At 65.5% G+C, this 16,924-nt stretch carries 16 protein-coding genes, 1 tRNA gene and 1 other RNA gene; 13 read left to right on the top strand and 5 right to left on the bottom strand.

Going from position 1 to position 16,924, the window contains the following annotated elements:
* Positions 1 to 38: 38 nt before the first annotated feature.
* Positions 39 to 1,100, bottom strand: coding sequence for a tRNA pseudouridine(13) synthase TruD (gene truD / locus B047_RS0101140; protein WP_018465127.1), 1,062 nt, complete (start codon positions 1,098 to 1,100; stop codon positions 39 to 41).
* 33 nt (positions 1,101 to 1,133) lie between these two features.
* Here truD and tilS point away from each other — a divergent pair, with 33 nt between their 5' ends.
* The 4 genes from tilS to B047_RS0101120 all read left to right on the top strand — a co-directional run bounded on the left by tilS (position 1,134) and on the right by B047_RS0101120 (position 5,242).
* Entirely contained in the window at positions 1,134 to 2,702 is a 1,569-nt protein-coding gene (gene tilS, locus B047_RS0101135; protein ID WP_018465126.1) for a tRNA lysidine(34) synthetase TilS, read from the top strand.
* 21 nt (positions 2,703 to 2,723) lie between these two features.
* Positions 2,724 to 2,815: transfer RNA gene (locus B047_RS0101130), tRNA-Ser, on the top strand.
* Between the two features lie 162 nt (positions 2,816 to 2,977).
* Complete coding sequence (locus B047_RS0101125) at positions 2,978 to 4,066, top strand: class II aldolase/adducin family protein (RefSeq protein ID WP_018465125.1); 1,089 nt, start codon at positions 2,978 to 2,980, stop codon at positions 4,064 to 4,066.
* Between the two features lie 57 nt (positions 4,067 to 4,123).
* A complete protein-coding gene (locus tag B047_RS0101120) occupies positions 4,124 to 5,242 on the top strand; it encodes a zinc-dependent alcohol dehydrogenase (RefSeq protein ID WP_018465124.1) in 1,119 nt (372 codons plus the stop codon).
* A gap of 273 nt (positions 5,243 to 5,515) precedes the next feature.
* On the opposite strand, the gene B047_RS0101115 is transcribed toward B047_RS0101120, so the two are convergent.
* A complete protein-coding gene (locus B047_RS0101115) occupies positions 5,516 to 6,004 on the bottom strand; it encodes an RrF2 family transcriptional regulator (protein WP_018465123.1) in 489 nt (162 codons plus the stop codon).
* Between the two features lie 121 nt (positions 6,005 to 6,125).
* Here B047_RS0101115 and B047_RS0101110 point away from each other — a divergent pair, with 121 nt between their 5' ends.
* Positions 6,126 to 6,986: a sulfurtransferase gene (locus B047_RS0101110; RefSeq protein WP_018465122.1), complete on the top strand. Its 861-nt coding sequence runs from the start codon at positions 6,126 to 6,128 to the stop codon at positions 6,984 to 6,986.
* A gap of 35 nt (positions 6,987 to 7,021) precedes the next feature.
* Here B047_RS0101110 and B047_RS0101105 read toward each other — a convergent pair whose 3' ends face one another.
* Positions 7,022 to 7,309, bottom strand: coding sequence for a rhodanese-like domain-containing protein (locus tag B047_RS0101105; protein WP_018465121.1), 288 nt, complete (start codon positions 7,307 to 7,309; stop codon positions 7,022 to 7,024).
* Positions 7,310 to 7,454: 145 nt separating this feature from the next.
* Here B047_RS0101105 and carB point away from each other — a divergent pair, with 145 nt between their 5' ends.
* Positions 7,455 to 10,574: a carbamoyl-phosphate synthase large subunit gene (carB, locus tag B047_RS0101100; RefSeq protein ID WP_018465120.1), complete on the top strand. Its 3,120-nt coding sequence runs from the start codon at positions 7,455 to 7,457 to the stop codon at positions 10,572 to 10,574.
* 78 nt (positions 10,575 to 10,652) lie between these two features.
* Complete coding sequence (locus B047_RS0101095; protein WP_245533669.1) at positions 10,653 to 11,336, top strand: phosphoribosyltransferase; 684 nt, start codon at positions 10,653 to 10,655, stop codon at positions 11,334 to 11,336.
* A gap of 22 nt (positions 11,337 to 11,358) precedes the next feature.
* On the opposite strand, the gene ffs is transcribed toward B047_RS0101095, so the two are convergent.
* Positions 11,359 to 11,458, bottom strand: an RNA gene (gene ffs / locus B047_RS17380) — signal recognition particle sRNA small type.
* Positions 11,459 to 11,560: 102 nt separating this feature from the next.
* Between ffs and B047_RS0101090 the strand changes: the two genes are divergently transcribed.
* From B047_RS0101090 to moaC, 3 genes are all read left to right on the top strand, one after another.
* Positions 11,561 to 12,475, top strand: coding sequence for an ABC transporter ATP-binding protein (locus B047_RS0101090; protein WP_018465118.1), 915 nt, complete (start codon positions 11,561 to 11,563; stop codon positions 12,473 to 12,475).
* Positions 12,468 to 13,265, top strand: coding sequence for an ABC transporter permease (locus B047_RS0101085; RefSeq protein WP_026234465.1), 798 nt, complete (start codon positions 12,468 to 12,470; stop codon positions 13,263 to 13,265). The genes B047_RS0101090 and B047_RS0101085 overlap by 8 nt, the downstream gene beginning before the upstream one ends.
* 106 nt (positions 13,266 to 13,371) lie before the next feature.
* A complete protein-coding gene (gene moaC / locus B047_RS0101080) occupies positions 13,372 to 13,848 on the top strand; it encodes a cyclic pyranopterin monophosphate synthase MoaC (protein ID WP_018465116.1) in 477 nt (158 codons plus the stop codon).
* On the opposite strand, the gene B047_RS0101075 is transcribed toward moaC, so the two are convergent.
* Complete coding sequence (locus tag B047_RS0101075; protein WP_018465115.1) at positions 13,845 to 14,477, bottom strand: metallophosphoesterase; 633 nt, start codon at positions 14,475 to 14,477, stop codon at positions 13,845 to 13,847. The two genes, moaC and B047_RS0101075, sit on opposite strands and share 4 nt — an antisense overlap.
* A 119-nt stretch (positions 14,478 to 14,596) precedes the next feature.
* Here B047_RS0101075 and B047_RS0101070 point away from each other — a divergent pair, with 119 nt between their 5' ends.
* The 3 genes from B047_RS0101070 (at position 14,597) to B047_RS0101060 (ending at position 16,888) form a co-directional block, all read left to right on the top strand.
* The gene (locus B047_RS0101070) at positions 14,597 to 15,544 is read left to right on the top strand and encodes a type I phosphomannose isomerase catalytic subunit (protein WP_018465114.1); all 948 of its coding nucleotides are present in this window, start codon (positions 14,597 to 14,599) and stop codon (positions 15,542 to 15,544) included.
* A 75-nt stretch (positions 15,545 to 15,619) separates the two neighbouring features.
* The gene (locus B047_RS0101065) at positions 15,620 to 16,189 is read left to right on the top strand and encodes a thioredoxin family protein (RefSeq protein WP_018465113.1); all 570 of its coding nucleotides are present in this window, start codon (positions 15,620 to 15,622) and stop codon (positions 16,187 to 16,189) included.
* Positions 16,190 to 16,357: 168 nt separating this feature from the next.
* A complete protein-coding gene (locus B047_RS0101060) occupies positions 16,358 to 16,888 on the top strand; it encodes a hypothetical protein (protein ID WP_018465112.1) in 531 nt (176 codons plus the stop codon).
* Positions 16,889 to 16,924 lie beyond the last annotated feature (36 nt).

Here is a 16,924-nt window from a genome sequence, read left to right as displayed (position 1 = left end):
TTCATGCACCTCCCGCTGGCGGCTGACGCCACGAAGCGTTACTCCTCCAGCTCCTCTACCTCCTCCGCGTTCTCCGGGTTGCGCTTCATCACCTCGCGCAGCACGGTGGTGGCGTAGGCGCCCTTGGGCAGGAAGAAGCTGACCCATAGCCCTTCAGGGGTGGGCTCGAGCGCCCACTCTTGCAAGGGGAAACGAATCCAACGGCGGTCGCCCTTGCGCGCGGCGAACTGCTCGCGCTTCAGCCCGTAGCGAGCCAGGATGCGCTCCTCGAAGGCACGGGCTTCGCCTTCGGCCTCGCGGTACTTCTTGCCGTAGAGCGGCCCGGTGGCGCTGATCTCGAAGCGCTGGACCCTGGGGTTTTCAGCCTCGGGGTCCTGCACCACGAACTCCCCGCCGCTGTCGTGCTTCTTGGCCACGTCCCCCTGGATTACCCGCTCGAAGATTTCCTCCTTCAGTCGCTCGGCCAGCCAGTCGTTGAACAGCAGGCTTTGCAAGCTGCCGATGAGGAAGCGCTTGAGCCAGGGGTGGCCGCGCCCTTTGCCCTTGGTCACCAGCTCGTAGCCCCGCTGCGGGTTCTGCCCCCCGATGCCGAAGCGCTGAGGGCCATAGTAGTTGGGGACGCCGTGGCGCTCGAGCCGCTCCAACACGCTTCGGACGTTGGCTATGTCGGGCGGCGTGCTCGTGCGGATGAGGATGCGAAAGCGGTTGCCCCTGAGGTGCCCCACCCGCAGCTTGTTGCCGTGAACGCCGGTTTGGAGGATGCGTACTCCGGGTAGACTTTCCAGCCCATCCAGGCGTTCGGCGGCCCGCAGGGGTATGCTGAACCACTGGCGGGTGAGGGCGTGCTTGTCCTTTAGCCCGGCCACCCCGATGGAAGCCTCGTTGATGCGCAACTCGTCGCGCAGGAACTCGAAGACCGCGCGGGTGGTGAGGCCCTGCTTCTCGAGCAGGAAATAGAAGTGCTCACCCTCGCCGCTGGGGGTGTAGGCGGGCACTTCGGTCACCTGAAAGTCGGCGGGCTCGGTACGGATGCGCCCCTCGAGGCCCGGCAGATCCTGGGTCAGGTAGGGGTAGCGGTCGAAGTCGAAGCGCAGCTCCATGCTCAGTTGCAATCGTATAGCCTTATGCCCAGGATGACCGAGTTGCTCGAACACCTGCGACACAGCCTAAAGCCCCTTCCCCAGGAAGCCTTGTTGGTGGCGGCGGTGTCGGGTGGGGGAGACTCGGTGGCCCTGCTGCACCTGCTGCACGCTCTGGGCCGGAGGGTGGTGGTGGCGCACCTCGACCACGCCCTGCGCCCGGAGTCGGCGCAGGAGGCCGCCTGGGTCGCGGCGCTGGCGGCTCGCTTGGGGATGGTCTTTGAGAGCGAGCGCGTGGAGGTGGCCGAGGTGGCCCGGCGCAGGCGGCGCAACCTCGAGGCCACCGCCCGCGAGCTGCGCTACGCCTTCTTGGCCCGCGTCGCCAAAAAGCACCGCGCCGCCGCCGTCCTCACCGCCCACACCCAAGACGACCAGGCCGAGACCCTGTTGTGGCAGCTCGCTCGAGGCACCGGCCGGGCCACGGGGATTCGCCAGCGTCAGGGCAAGGTGCTGCGTCCCCTGCTGGGCTTCAGCCGCCAGGAGCTGCGCGGCTACCTGCGGGCGCTGGGGGAAAACTGGCTCGAGGACCCCACCAACCTGGACACCGCCCTCGAGCGCAACTACCTGCGGCAGGAGGTGTTGCCGCGCTTAGAGGCCCGCTTCCCGCAGAGCAGGGCCCACCTCGCGCAGTTTGCCCTGCTGCGCCAAGCTGAGGACGAGGCCCTGGAGGCTCAGGCTGCTGCCCGCCTGCTCCCTGACCCCCGTTGGCCGGTAGCGGCCTTCCGGGTGGCCCCGCTGCTCAAGACCTCGCCGGTGCTGCGGGCTAGGGCGCTGCGGCAGGTGCTCGAGCGGCTGTCCATCCGGCCCGAGGGGCGGCTGGTCGAGGCCCTCGAGCGCGCCCTCCAGGGCCAGCCCCAGGGGTTGCCGGGAGGCTGGCTGGCCCGCCGGGTCGAGGGCAGCCTCTTCCTGATCCCGCCCTCGCCCGTCATGCCGCTTCCGCCTGGCTTCCGCGCCGCCCGGCCCGGCGATTACCTCCAGCGACCCTATGGCAGGAAGCGGCTGGTGGAGTTCCTGGCCGAGCGGGGCGTACCGCCCGAACTCAAGCGGGTCTGGCCGGTGCGGGCGGAGGGTTCGCGGGTGGAAGAGGTGGGGGGGCTCGAGCCCGCCGGCGAGGAGCAGCGCTGGATGGCGGAAGCGCTGCGACTGGCGCGGGAGGCGGGGGAGCGGGGCGAAGTGCCCATCGCGGCCATCCTGGTTCAGGAGGGCGAGCAGCTCTCGGCGGCGCCCAACCGGGTTGAGGAACTGCAAAACGCCACAGCGCACGCCGAGTTGCTGGCCCTGCGCTCGGCCAGCAAGCATAAGGGGAAGGTGCTGCCCGGAAGCACCCTCTACGTTACCCTCGAGCCCTGCTTGATGTGCTACGGCGCGATCCTCGAGGCTCAGGTCTCGAGGGTGGTCTACGGCAGCGAAAACCTCAAGGCCGGAGCCTTCACCGTGCACGGCGTTCGCCCCGCCATGCGCTGGGAGGGAGGGTGGCTCGAGCGCGGGTGCTCGAGGTTGCTCAGGGGCTTCTTCGCCCGCCTGCGAGGACAGTATCTTGACGAGGGCGAGAGCGAACCCTAAAGTTGAAAGGCGGCCCGGTCTGGAGGGGTGCCAGAGTGGTTGAATGGGCCGGTCTCGAAAACCGGTATATCCCTTGCGGGGTATCGAGGGTTCGAATCCCTCCCCCTCCGCCAACGAGGCAAAGTCTCCCCCGGTTTTGGCCGGGGGAGGTTGCTCTGTACCCCTACCCTGCCGGTGGGGCTCTCTTGTTCTGCCTCCATCCGCTGCTATCAATAGACAAAGTCGAACTTGGGCAGCCGTCCAGTCTTGTGGTACGCTCTAGGAGCGCACCGCCCATGATTGAGGTGACAACGCAATCCGAAGCGCCTGTTTTTACCATCGTTGGCCAGCCTTCACCTAATCTGGCGGGCCTGCTTCCTGCCCTCAAAGCGGTGTTTGAAGCCCACGGTTACCGCTATGAGGAAGCTCCGGAATTCCCGCGCCTGGTGCTCAATTGCATTACCCCCACATCCCCTAAACCCTACCGGCGTAAGGCTCAAGGCACGCTGGTGGTTTCGTTTTTGGAACTCTCGTCCATTCCCAGCGAGCCCATCTCTGCTTTGTATCCCTATCTGGTCAGGGCGCTATCCAATCAGCTGGTGGTTCTTACCCCTGATCAGCGTGCCCACTTTCTCACCCTCGAGCTAGGCTACTATCTCGAGCCCGGCGGGCCGGACTTTGTCGAGCGCCTTTACCGGCGTATCCAGCCCATTGCTTCCAGTGTGCTGGTGGTCAATAACCGCTTTGAGGCCGACCTCGAGCCCGAACTTTGGCAAGGCGATGCTGGCACCCAGGCCCTGAGCTGGGCCGGGGCCAAGCTGGCCGAGTGGGATTTGCTCCCGGCTCCGTTCCCCCTGGAGGAGATTCTCTCCCCCGAAGACCTCCGCCATATCAAGCGTCTTTACGGCATCGGAGGGCTTTCTTATGGCAATCTTTCGGTTCGCAAAGATGCCCGGCGCTTCTGGATGTCGGCTTCCGGGGTGGACAAGAGCCGCATGCGCGAGGTGGGCCGCGACTTCTTGTTGGTCAAAGGCTATGACCCCCAGACCAACGACATCGTGCTTTCGGTACCGCCTGGGGTGACGCCCCGGCGCGTCTCGGTGGATGCGATTGAACACTGGATGATCTACCGCGAACACCCCGCGGTGGGGGCCATCATTCACGTCCACGCCTGGATGGACGAAGCTCCATCTACCCAGTTCAACTACCCGTGTGGCTCGTATCAACTGGCTGAAGCCGTAGCCGAGAAAGTGCGCGAAGCCCCCGATCCCAGTCGGGCCGTGGTGGGTCTGAAAAACCATGGCCTGACCCTGACCGGGCCAACCCTGGAGGACATCTTCTCGCGCATCGAAGGCCGGCTGCTCAAGCAGGTGCCCATGAGCTAAGGGGCGCCCCCAGGACCGTCCGATGTCTCCGACCTCCCCCCACCAAGCCACCCGACCGTGAAGGCATTGACCTACTGGCCCTCCATCCCGCGCTTTTTGATGGCGCGGGTGTTGGGCAAGCGTTACCCGGTACGACTCTTGCCGCTGCGCCTAGACCACCTTCCCGAACCCGAGCCACGGCCAGGGTTTGAGCAACTCCGGGTACGGCTCAGCGGAATCTGCGGCTCCGACCTGGCGCTGTTGTATGGCAAAAACTCTCCTGCGCTCTCGCCTTTTTTCTCCTTTCCGGCGGTGTTGGGTCATGAGATCGTGGCCGAGTTGGGGGGGGTGCGGGTGGTGGTCAACCCTTTGCTGAGCTGCCTCGAGCGCAATCTTCCGCCGTGTCCGGCCTGTGGTCGCGGCGACGATCACCTGTGCCAGAATGTCTGCGAAGGGAATTTATCGCCGGGAATGGTGGGCTTTTGCCGTGACCTCGCGGGGGGGTGGGCCGAGCGGATTCTGGTGCACCGCGGGCGCATTCATCCCCTCCCCGAGGACATAGCTGACCGGCGGGCCGTGCTTGCCGAACCCCTGGCGGTGGTGCTGCGGGGCATCCAGCGGAGCCTGGCTACGAACTGGCCCCGGGAAATCCTGGTCATTGGGGCTGGAACCATCGGCCTGCTGGCCATCAAGACCATCCGGCTGCTGGGCTTTGCCGGACCCCTCCACGCCGTAGTCCGCCGGGCAAGGCAAGCCGAGTTGGCCAGAGCATTGGGTGCGACCCACCTTCACCCTTCGACCACAGCGGCGCAGGCCTTCGCCGGGGCCAAGCGCTACAGGGGTGTGTTCAACTCGACCTCCTGGCGTGGGGGTTTTGCTGCGGTGGTCGAAGCTTCGGGCAACCCCTCGGCCTTGCAAGAGGCCAGTTGGGCGGTAGAGGAAGGGGGGCGGGTATTGCTATTGGGCGCACCGGGCCAGGCCCTCCACGACTTCTCCCCCTATTGGTTCCGCGACATAAGGCTATTTGGAAGCTATACCTATAACCGCGAAGAATTTGCTCAGGCTGTGCAGTTGTTACCACAGGCCGAAGGCATCGAAGCGCTCGTAGGCCCACCGTATGCCCTCGAGGCCTGGCCACAGGCCATCGAAGCCGCAAGCCACCGCAAGGGTGTGAAGGTGGTGTTCAAACCGCAATAGGGTGTTTCTGCGCCTGCGCTATGATCCCCTCACCCCATCCCCATCAAGGCCCCCTGACCTGCGGGGAGTCCAGGCCCTTGCGCCTCATCTCGCCCCAGACTCCCCGCTTGCGCCAGACCTGGAAGCTGGCCACGAAGCGCTCGAGGGCCAGCAGTTGCCGGTAGCCCAGTACCCATGCCCTTCACCGCCTACCTGCCGATCCCGAGCGTATCGGTCAGGTGGTTGGCAACCTGCTTTCCAACGCCTTCAAGTTCACGCCAAGAAAGGGTCGGGTCACTTTGAGCGCGGGGTGAGCAGCTCGATGGGATGGAGCAGGTGCTCCAGGCACTCCCTGTAATTAACTCCCCGGCGGTAATCTTCGGCTAAGTCGGCCACGCTGACCTGGCTCAAAGTCTCCAACACCGCGTCGCGCACCCGCAGCCAGACCTGGCTTCGAGCGTGGCAACGGGCCTCTTCCACGCAGGCCTTGGGCCAGTTCAGGCTCACGCAGGCCAGGGGGGCGATGGGCCCGTCGATGGCGCGCATCACGTCGCGCAGGTTGATCTCCTCGGGAGATCTGGGCAGCGCATAGCCCCCCCCAATGCCCTTTTTGGAGATTACCAGCCCGTGCCCCACCAAAACGGCCAGGATTCGCACCAGGTAGGTTCGCTTCACCCCTGTAGCCCGGCTGAGCTCTTCGCTGCCCACGAAGCGCTCGAGCGGCTGGGTGCCCAAGTAGCCCAGTGCCTTGAAGGCGTAGATGTCGGTAGCAGAAAGCCGCATGGTAGTAGTTTACGTCTTTTGTAATCTGTGTTAGCTTAGGACTGGACTCGTTGGCCTACGATTGCTTCCTGGCGATTGACGAGCCCGGTTCAGCTTCAAAAACGCAATAGGAGGAATGGGTATGAGTTACGCCAACCCCGATGTTCTGGTCTCGACCGATTGGGTGCTCGAGCACCATAACGATCCCAATTTGCGCATCCTCGAGGTGGACGAAGACATCCTTCTCTACGACACCGGCCACGTCCCTGGGGCGCAAAAGATCGACTGGCAGGCGGATTTCTGGGACCCGGTGATTCGGGAGTTCATCGGCCCCGACGAGTTCGCGGCGCTGATGGAGCGCCTGGGGATTTCCAACGACACCACCGTGGTGCTCTACGGCGACAAGAACAACTGGTGGGCGGCCTACGCCTTCTGGTTCATGAGCTACAACGGCCACAAGAACCTCAAGCTGATGAACGGGGGCCGCATCAAGTGGACCCAGGAGAACAAGCCCCTCTCCACCGACAAACCCACCTACCCTAAAGGAAGCTACCGCGTACAGTACCGCGACGAGAGCCTGCGGGCCTATAAGGACGAGGTGATCAAGTTCTTGCTGAAGGTCAAGGAGGGCAAGGGGGCTTTGGTGGACGTGCGCAGCGTGCCAGAGTACGTGGGGGAGAAGACCCACATGCCCGAGTACCCACAAGAAGGGGTGTTGCGCGGGGGGCACATCCCAGGGGCCAAGAGCATCCCCTGGGCCCAGACCGTAAACCCCGATGGCACCTTCAAATCGGCAGAGGAACTGCGCGCGCTCTACGAGTCCAAGGGCGTGACGAAGGACAAGGACATCATCGCCTACTGCCGCATCGCCGAGCGCTCGTCGCATAGCTGGTTCGTGCTCAAGCACCTGCTGGGCTATCCGCACGTGAAGAACTACGACGGGAGCTGGACGGAGTGGGGCAACAGCGTGGGCGTGCCCATCGCCAAGGGGCCGGAGGAGTAGGCGCCTGGCTGCTGGGGGCGCACCGCGGTGCGCCCCTATGCTTTTTTCAGGGCTCGGAGGCCGCCTTCGAGGTTGTAGACCTGCTCGTAACCGGCGGCCTCGAGGTAGAGCCCGGCCAGCTCGCTCATGGCCCCCCGCTCGCAGACGAGCAGGATTGGGCGGTCTTTGGGCAGGTGGTGATCGCCATGCTGGATGGCTCTTGCCGGCAGGTGAATGGCCCCCTCGAGGCTGCCCCGTGCGTACTCGGCTTCGGGCCGCACGTCCACGATGAGGGGGTTTTCCCGGAGGAAGCTCTCGAGCATTTCGGCTTTGAGGGTGCGCATGCTTTTAGGATAGCGCGGGGTGTATGGGAGGGTCGCACGCTACTTTATGCTTGAATTTGGTATCTTTATTCGGGTAGCATGGGCGCTTGGAGCCTCGAGCCGCCCGGAGGTGGTAGGCTCTTGGCTTGGAGGCTGAAGGAGCGCGATGCCAGCACGTACGGACATCAAGAAAATCCTGATCATCGGGTCTGGCCCCATCACCATCGGCCAGGCGGCGGAATTCGATTACTCGGGGACCCAGGCCCTCAAGGCCTTGCGCTCGGTGGGGTATGACGTGGTGCTGGTCAACTCTAACCCGGCTACCATCATGACCGACCCCGAGCTGGCCGAGGGTACCTACCTCGAGCCCCTCACCATCGAGTTCCTGGAGAAAATCATCGCCAAGGAGCGGCCCGACGCCCTACTGCCTACCCTGGGCGGCCAGACCGCGCTCAACCTGGCGATGCAGCTTTACGAGCAGGGGATCCTCGAGAAATACGGCGTCGAGCTCATCGGGGCCAACGCGGCGGCCATCAAGAAGGGTGAGGACCGCGAGGAGTTCCAGCGGGCCATGCTCAAGATTGGGCTCGACGTGCCACGCGGCAAGATGGTGACGAGCCTCGAGGAGGGCCTGGAGTTCGCCCGCAGCGTCACGGGCTACCCGGTGGTGGTGCGCCCGAGCTTTACCCTGGGCGGCACGGGGGGCGGCATCGCCGCCGACGAGGCCGAGTTCGTCGAGATCTTGAGCCGGGGGCTCTCGCTCTCGCCCACCCACTCGGCCTTGGTGGAGGAGAGCATCGTGGGCTGGAAGGAGTTCGAGCTCGAGGTCATGCGCGACCACAACGACACGGTGGTCATCATCACCTCCATCGAGAACGTCGATCCCATGGGCGTGCACACCGGCGACTCCATCACCGTTGCCCCGGCCCAGACCCTCTCCGACGTCGAGTACCAGAAGATGCGCGACGCGGCGCAGGCCATCATCCGCGAGATCGGGGTGGAGACGGGCGGCTCGAACATCCAGTTCGCCATCGACCCCAAGAGCGGGCGCATGATCGTCATCGAGATGAACCCCCGCGTCTCGCGCTCCTCGGCGCTGGCCTCCAAGGCCACCGGCTTCCCCATCGCCAAGATCGCCGCGCTGCTGGCGGTGGGCTACCGGCTCGACGAACTGCCCAACGACATCACCCAGAAGACCCCCGCCTCCTTCGAGCCCAGCATCGACTACGTGGTGGTCAAGATTCCCCGCTTCGCCTTCGAGAAGTTCAGCACCCTGCCCAACGTGCACGGCGGCTTCTCCGACCGGCTGGGCACCCAGATGAAGAGCGTGGGGGAGGTCATGGCCATCGGCCGTACCTTCAAGGAAGCCTTTGGTAAGGCGCTGCGCAGCCTCGAGGCCGATGTGCGCGCGGAGTTCGCCCACCTCACCGACGCCGAGCTCTTCGCTAGGCTCCACCCCAGCCCCACGCGAATTTATGCAGTGCTCGAGCTGCTGCGTCGGGGGACGAGTATCGACGAGCTCTACCAGGCCACCCGCATCGAGCGCTGGTTTTTGCACCAGTTCGAGGAGGTCGTGCAGGCCGAGCGCGCGCTGGGGAAGGGGGAGTGGCGGCTTTCCGACCGCGAGGACTGGCGCTACGCCAAGGGGTTGGGCCTTTCCGACGCCCGCATCGGCGAGCTGGTGGGTGTCTCGGAGGCGGTAGCCCGCAGGGAGCGCTTGGCGGCGGGGGCTAAGCCGGTTTACAAGACCGTGGATACTTGTGCCGCCGAGTTCGAGGCCTACACGCCCTATCACTACTCGGCCTACGAGCTCGAGGACGAGGTGCGCGCCACCGACAAGCCCAAAGTGGTGATCCTGGGCTCGGGTCCCATCCGCATCGGGCAGGGCGTCGAGTTCGACTACGCCACCGTGCATGCGGTGTGGGCGCTGCGCGAGGCCGTGATACCGCCTGAGCGGCCCGGCGAGGCCGGGGCACAGGGCTACGAGACCATCATGGTCAACTCCAACCCCGAGACCGTGAGCACCGACTACGACACCGCCGACCGGCTCTACTTCGAGCCCCTGACGCTGGAGGACGTGCTCAACCTCACCGAGCACGAGCGCCCCCTCGGGGTCATCGCTACGTTGGGCGGACAGACCCCGCTCAAGTTGGCCAGGAAGCTCTCCGAGGCCGGGGTGCGGCTGCTGGGTACTTCGTGGGAAGCCATCCACAAGGCCGAAGACCGCGCCGAGTTCAACGCCCTGTGCGCCGAGCTGGGCATTCCCCAGCCCAAGGGCGCGGTGGCCCGCACTCCCGACGAAGCCCTTCGGCTGGCCGAGCAGATCGGCTACCCGCTGATGGCCCGGCCCTCCTACGTGCTGGGCGGACGGGCCATGCAGGTGGTGCGGAGCCCCGAGGAGCTGCAGTGGTACTTGAGCGGCATCTACGCCGCGCTCGCCGAGCACCCTTCGATCTTGCTGGACCAGTACCTCGAGGGCGCCCTCGAGCTCGACGTGGACGCGTTGTGCGACGGAAGCCGGGTGGTGGTGGCGGGCGTCATGGAGCACATCGAGCGGGCCGGGGTGCACTCCGGCGACTCGGCCACCGTGCTGCCGCCCATTAGCCTCACGGCGGAGCAGCTCGAGACCGTCAAGGCCTACACCCGCAAGCTGGCCTTGGCGCTGGGGGTGCGGGGGCTCGTCAACGTGCAGTACGCCCTCAAGGACGGGGTGGTCTACATCCTCGAGGCCAACCCCCGCGCCTCGCGCACGGTGCCCTTCGTCTCCAAGGCCATCGGCCACCCGCTGGCCAAGTACGCTGCGCTCATCGCGGTGGGCAAGACCCTGGGCGAGCTGGGCTTCACCCAAGACCCCACCCCCGATTTCTACTCGGTCAAGGAGGTGCTCATCCCCTGGCTCAAGTTCCCCGGCGTGATCCCGGTGCTCGGCCCCGAGATGCGCTCGACGGGCGAGAGCATGGGCATCGACGCCGACCCCTACTTGGCCTACTACCGTGCCGAGCTGGGGGTGGGCCAGAAGCTGCCCCTCTCGGGCAGGGTTCGCCTGATTGGCGCACCGGCCCTCGAGGCGGAGTGGCGCGCGGCAGGTTTCGAACTCTCCGAGGGCGACTACGACCTCCTGATCTCGCTGGAACCCCACCCCGAACTGCGTCGGGCCGTGGAGGGCGGCAAGCCCTTCATCACCACCCTCGAGGGCGCTCGCTGGAGCCTGGAGGCCATCCGGCGGGCCCGAAAGGGCGGTCTCGAGGCGCGTTCGTTGCAAGAGTGGCACCGGGTACGGGCTTAGCACGCGGCGGGGACAGGGGAACCTTGTGTGCCGGGCCCCGGCTCGCTACCCTGGAGGGAGCGAGCTTCTTGCGGAGGCGTGCGCGGGCTACCTCAAGCTACGGTGAAGACCATGGCGCTCGAGCGCTTCAAGGATCGCTATGAAGCCGGACGAGAACTTGCCCGTAGCCTAAGCCGCTATGCCCATCGCCCGGGGGTGTGGGTGCTGGGTCTGCCCAGAGGTGGGGTGCCGGTGGCCTACGAGGTAGCCTGCGCCCTGGGGGCTCCCCTGGAGGTGCTGATCGTGCGCAAGCTGGGAGTGCCGGGGCACGAGGAACTGGCCATGGGGGCCATCGCTCCGGGGGGGGTGCGGGTGCTCAACCAGGAGTTGCTCGAGCAACTGGAGATCGAACCCCAGAGGCTCGAGCAGGTCGAGCGCAGGGAGCAGGTCGAACTCGAGCGCCGCCTGCAAGCCTACCGGGGCCAGCGCCCGTTCCCCGACCTCAGCGGCAAAACCGTGATCTTGGTGGACGATGGGCTGGCGACCGGGGCCAGCATGCGGGCGGCGGTTCTTGCGGTGCGGGCTATGAAGCCTGCGAGGATCGTGGTGGCGGTGCCGGTGGCTCCCCCCGACACCTGCGAGGCCTTGCTCGAGCTAGCCGACGAGGTGAAGGTGCTGCGTCAGCCCGAGCCTTTTCGGGCGGTGGGGCTGTGGTACGAGCACTTCCCCCAGACCTCCGACGAGGAGGTGCGGGATCTGCTTCACCGCTGCGAGAAGGGCTAAGCGCCGATCGACAATACAAAAAGCGCCCCCGGCTTCCCGACGGCACCCGCTCCGGGGCGCTTATGGCTGCTTCCTTCCGGACCTGACCAGGTTCACGCTGGAGCGCCGCGTCGGACCGAGGACGCGAAGTCAAGTGTAGGGGCAAAAGGGAAATCTGGCAAGGCGCGTTAGCTCAAAGCTGGGTGAAGGATGAGAATGTGAGGCCGGGCCATATACTGTTGGGCGTGGCGACAGCTTCTGTTGAAAACCACAGCCCGAGCCTCGAGGCCATCGGCTTGGGCAAGCGTTATGGTCGCAAGCCGGTGCTCGAGGGCGTGAGCTTCGCGGTGGCCCCTGGCGAGGTGTATGCCCTGGCCGGTCCCAACGGCAGCGGCAAAACCACCCTCATCCGCATCCTCACCGGATTGGCCTTTCCCACCAACGGCACGGTGCGCATGCTGGGCCACGACCTCTACGAGGGAGGGTGGGCCGCCCGCAAGGCCCTGGGTGCGGTGGTGGAGGCTCCGGCGGCCTTCTATCCTCACCTCACCGGGCGGCAGAACCTCGAGATGCAAGCCTACTTGAGCGGGCTCGCCAGCGCCGAGGTTCGCATCCGCGAGGTGCTGACCCGGCTCGAGCTGCTGGCGGTGGCCGACCAGCGGGTGGGGACCTACTCGCTGGGCCAGCGCCAGCGCCTGGGCCTGGCGGCGGCCATCCTGCACAAGCCCAAGGTGCTCATCCTCGACGAGCCCACCAGCGGCCTGGACCCCCAGGGCATCACCCGCGTACACGAAATCCTGGCCGAGCTGGCCTGGGAAGGCACGGCGGTGCTGCTGTCTACCCACCACCTGCGCGAGGTTTCGGCCTATGCCGACAAGGTGGGCATCCTGGGTGGGGGGCGCCTGCTCGAGGAGGTCAGGCTCGACGCCAAGGGCGAGCGCTACCGCCTGCGGGTGGACAACCCCTCGATGGTGGCTTCTTTCCTCAAATCGGTCCCTGGGGTGGAAAACGTCGAACTACGCACCCTCGATGTGGTGTTCGAGGGTTCCCCCAACGACGCTCTGGCAGCGGTGGTCAAGGAAGGCTATCAGGTGCGCTTCCTCGAGCCCGACTACTTCGACTTGTACGAGTACTACAGCGAGAGGGTCAAGAATGCTTAGGGTTCTGCTTTGGGAGTTGGGCAAACTCCTGCGACTGCGCTCGGTGCAGCTGGGCCTGGCGGCGGCTTTGCTGCTACCGGTTTTGTGGGCCTTCGCCCCGGGGCTGCGACAGGCGTACCGGCTCGAGCTGGTCTCCGGCTGGCAGGTTCCGGCGCTGGCCCTGATCACCGGCATGGACTTCCTCTTTCCCTTCCTCACCGCCATGGCGGCAGCCGAGGTGCTGGGCAGCGAGGTTTCGCTGGGCACACTCAGGTCGGTGCTGCTGCGTCCGAGCCCGCGCTGGAGGCTGGTGCTGGCCAAACTGCTGACGGTGCTGTTTTATCCGCTGATGCTGGTCATGGTGAGCCTGCTGGGCTCGCTGCTGATCAGCCTGGTGGCCTCCATCTTCGACCCCCGCTCCTTCGGGCTGGGGGCCTTTTTCGGCGGAACCGGACTGGGGCCGGGCGGCTTTGGTGGTGTGGGGATGCTCTCGCCTTTGAGTGCTTTTGGCGAGGTCTTCCGCGCCCACGTGCTGGGCGCGATGGTGCTGTGGCCCATGGCGGCTTTGGCCCTGCTCTACTGCACCATCTTCCTCAGCACCACTTCGGCGGCGCTGGCGGCCATCTCCACCATCCTGCTCATGCGTTTGCTGGTGGCTTTCCCTGCCATCACCCCCTTCCTGCTCACCACCTACCTCGACCTCTACCTGCGCTCGGGCACCGACATCACCTTGGGCCTCTCGCTGCTGCTGATCTACACGCTGGGCTTCGCTGTGCTGTCCGTGCTGATCTTCGAGCGGAAGGACGTGTAGGGCCTAATGGCCGATAGCTCAAAGAGCAAGGCGCCTTGCATTTGGCGCACTGCGTACGACGTAGAACCGGCTATCGGCCACTGCCCATCAGCGCTAAGCTCTTGCTATGGGCAAACTGACCCACTTTGAAGACGGCAAACCCCGCATGGTGGATGTGAGTGAAAAGGCCGCGACCTTGCGCACGGCGACGGCTGAAGCTACGGTCAGGTTGCGCCCCGAGGCAGTGCAGGCCTTGCAGGAGGGCGGAGTGGGCAAGGGCGACCCGCTGAGCGTGGCCCAGCTCGCGGGCATCATGGCAGCCAAGAAGACGGGCGAGCTGATCCCACTGTGCCACCCACTTCCCATCGCTTCGGCTGAGGTAAAGCTCGAGTTCCACCCCGAGCAGGCCCTCATCCACATCAGCGCCACGGTGAAGACCAAGGCCGAGACAGGGGTGGAGATGGAGGCCCTGACCGCCTGCGCGGTGGCGGCCCTGACCGTCTACGACATGCTCAAGGCGGCGAGCAAGGGGCTCGAGATCACCGATTTGCGCCTGCTGCATAAATCCGGGGGTAAGTCTGGGGAGTGGCGGCGCGAGCCCTAGGGCTCGAGCTCGATGAGGGTGTACTCGAAGGCGTTGACCACCCGCACGCCCTCGGGCGTGACGTACTCGCGCCGGGGCTGGGCCTCGTAGAGGTGGACGTGGCCGTGCACGTGCAGGCGCGGGCGGTAGAGCTTGTGGAAGAGCTCGAGGGCCTGCGACCCGCGATGGGCGAAGTCGGCCCCGGCGTGGGGGCCTGGGGGCGGGGCGTGGGTGAGCAGGATGTCCACCGCGTGACCCTGCCGCAGGCGACGGGGGCCCAGGATGGGGAGCCAAGAGTAGAAGCGGGTCTTGGCCTCGGCCTCGCTGTACTGGCCGAAGTCGCGGTCGTTGTAGCGGGGGGCTCCGCCCCAGCCGGCGATCCTCAACCCGGCTACCTCGAGGACGCGCCCGTGGGCCGGCAAAACCCCCCCGGGTGGGGAGAGGTTGCCCAGGTAGTCCTGCGCGTACTCTTCCTTGTGGTTGCCGTGCACGTAGACCACGGGCACCCTGACCTTGGTGGCGACGAACTCCAGGTAGCTGCCCGGCAGGTCGCCCGCAGCCAGCACCAGATCGAAGGCCGGCAGATTGTCCGGAAAGCGGGCCTGATGGATAAAGAGATGGACCTGATCGGAGATCGCCAGAATTCGCACGGTTTGAGTCTCTTCAGGTCTCAGTTTATAGCAACTTGAGGGCGGTTGTTGCCCTTTGCGCGGCATTTTTTAGCAAAGGTGAGCGCCCTCGAGCCCAACCGCGATAGACTGCTCCGCGTATGAAGACTGCCGCTGAGGTTTGTGCGCTACCCCTCCGCGCACGTGATGTGGCGCGGGTATGGGGTGGCCAGCGCTTGGGGTCGGGCTCCTCTCCAGCCATCGGGGAGCGTTGGCTGGCCTACGACGAAAACCTGGTGGCTGCCGGGCCCTTTGCCGGGAGGCCCTTGGCCGAGGCGCTCGCGGAACTGGGCGCAGCCTTCATCGGGGGGGTGCCTTTCGCCCGTTACGGGCTGGAATTGCCCTTGCTGGTGAAATTCCTCGACACCGCTGAGTGGCTCTCGGTGCAGGTTCACCCCGACGATGCCTATGCCCACACTGCCGAGGCCCACACCGGCTTTCACGGCAAGACTGAGGCTTGGTACGTGCTCGAGGGGGAAGGGGAGATCGTCTACGGCCTGAAGCGCGCTACCGATGTTCCCTCGCTGCGCCAGGCCGCTTTGGACGGCAGCATTTGGGAGCTGCTGCACCGGGAGAAGGTGCGGGCCGGGCAGGTGGTGTTCGTGCCTGCCGGGACCATCCACGCCCTGGGGCCGGGGCTGCTGCTTTACGAGGTGCAGCAACGCTCCGACCTGACCTACCGCCTCTACGACTACGGACGGCCCCGCGAGCTACACCTAGAGAAGGGCTTGGCGGTTGCTAGGCTCGAGCCCACCCCGATTCCTGAGCTCAGGCCCAGCGGCAACGTCCTGTTGGCCTCCCAGGCTTTCGTGCTCGAGCGCCACGCCGTGCAGGGCGCCCATCGGCTGCAAGCCCCCGAGGAGAGCTTCTTGCTGCTCACGCCCATATCGGGCTCCCTGGCGTGGGCTGAAGGCCCTATGGGTTGGGGCGAGACGCTGGTGGTGGGGGCGGGGAGGGGGCTCGAGCTGAGCGGGGAGGGGGTGGCTCTGACGGCCTACATCCCCTCGCCCCAGCGCCTTGAGCAATTCCCCCTGGCCGTGCGGGGCTGATCAACAACCCCTGAGCCAGTGGCCTTTTGCTGACCATCCCCTACCTTCCCTTGCCGACAGTGCTACAATTACTCCATGCTGCACTACCCCGAACTGCCCTTGGGAAGCGACCTGATCGACGCCGAACTGCCGGGGCTCGATGGCGTGCCGGTGAGGCTTTCGAGCTTTTCCGAGCCCTTGCTGGCGGTGGTGTTCATGTGCAACCACTGTCCCTACGTCAAAGGTTCCATTGCTGAAGTGGTTGCCCTGAGCCAGCGTTTCGCCGGCCAGGTGGCTTTCGTGGGGATCAACCCCAACGACTATGAGCGTTACCCCGAGGACTCCCCCCAGGCCATGAGGGAATTTGCTCAGCAGCACGGTATTCGTTTCCCCTACCTGCTCGACGAGAGCCAGGAGGTGGCCCGCGCTTACCAGGCCCAGCGCACCCCGGAGGTTTTCCTATTCGACCGGCAGCGCAAGCTGCGCTACCACGGGCGGGTCAACGACACGCCCAAGAATCCCGAAACGGTCACGGAGCACACCCTCGAGCTCGCCCTGCAGGCCCTGCTGGCCGGACAGGAGCCGCCAACAGCCCAGGCCCCGGCGCTGGGGTGCAGCATTAAGTGGAAGCCAGGCTACGAGCCTGCGGTCCAGATCCAGCGCTGAACGCTGTTCATATCCCGGCTCGGGTGCCTGAAACCGCCAGGCGGCAACCCGGAGGCGTTCTCGCTGCTTTGTCAAGCCCTGGGGCTTGATGTTTATTTAACACACGGTATAGTTCACCTGGCTGCTAAACTCACCGGCTGAGGGGTTTGGAGCCTCGTGAGGAGATAGATGAAGCGGTTGTGGGTGATGCTAATTGGGTTTGTGGCAACGCTGGCGTTTGCCAGGGACCCTCTGGCCATCGAGGCCAGGACCTACCGGGTTGTGCAAGTCCAGCAGGACGGTAAGACGGTGGAGCGCCTCGAGGAGGCCCTGGGGGTGAAGCCAGGGGAGGTGTTGGAGTTTTGGTATGAGCTCAGCAACACCACCATCGATCCCCTGCGGGGGGTGGCGGTCACCGTGGACCTCGTCAAGATCGGGGGGCTCAGGCCGGACGGCTCCAGGGTGCTGGCCTACCTGCCCGCCACCGCCAGCGTGCTCAAGTTGGGGGAGTTCACCCTAACCCCCGAGTTCAGCTACGACGGCGGCAGGACCTACGGCAAAGCCCCGCTCTTCCGCAAGGTTAAGCAGCTCGAGGGTGGTAAGGAAATCGAGAAAGAGGTAGAGGTCAGGCCCGAGGAGTACACCCACATTCGCTGGGTCATCCCTCAGCTCGGGCCCAATTCCAAAGTCCTGCTCAAACTTCGCGTCGTCGTGCGCTAGTCGTGCGTCAAGGTTTATACGTCAGGTGTTTACCAG

The sequence above is a fragment of the Calidithermus timidus DSM 17022 genome (genome assembly GCF_000373205.1).
GTDB classification, from domain to species: Bacteria; Deinococcota; Deinococci; order Deinococcales; family Thermaceae; genus Calidithermus; species Calidithermus timidus.
This window is presented reverse-complemented; position numbering and strand designations above follow the sequence as displayed.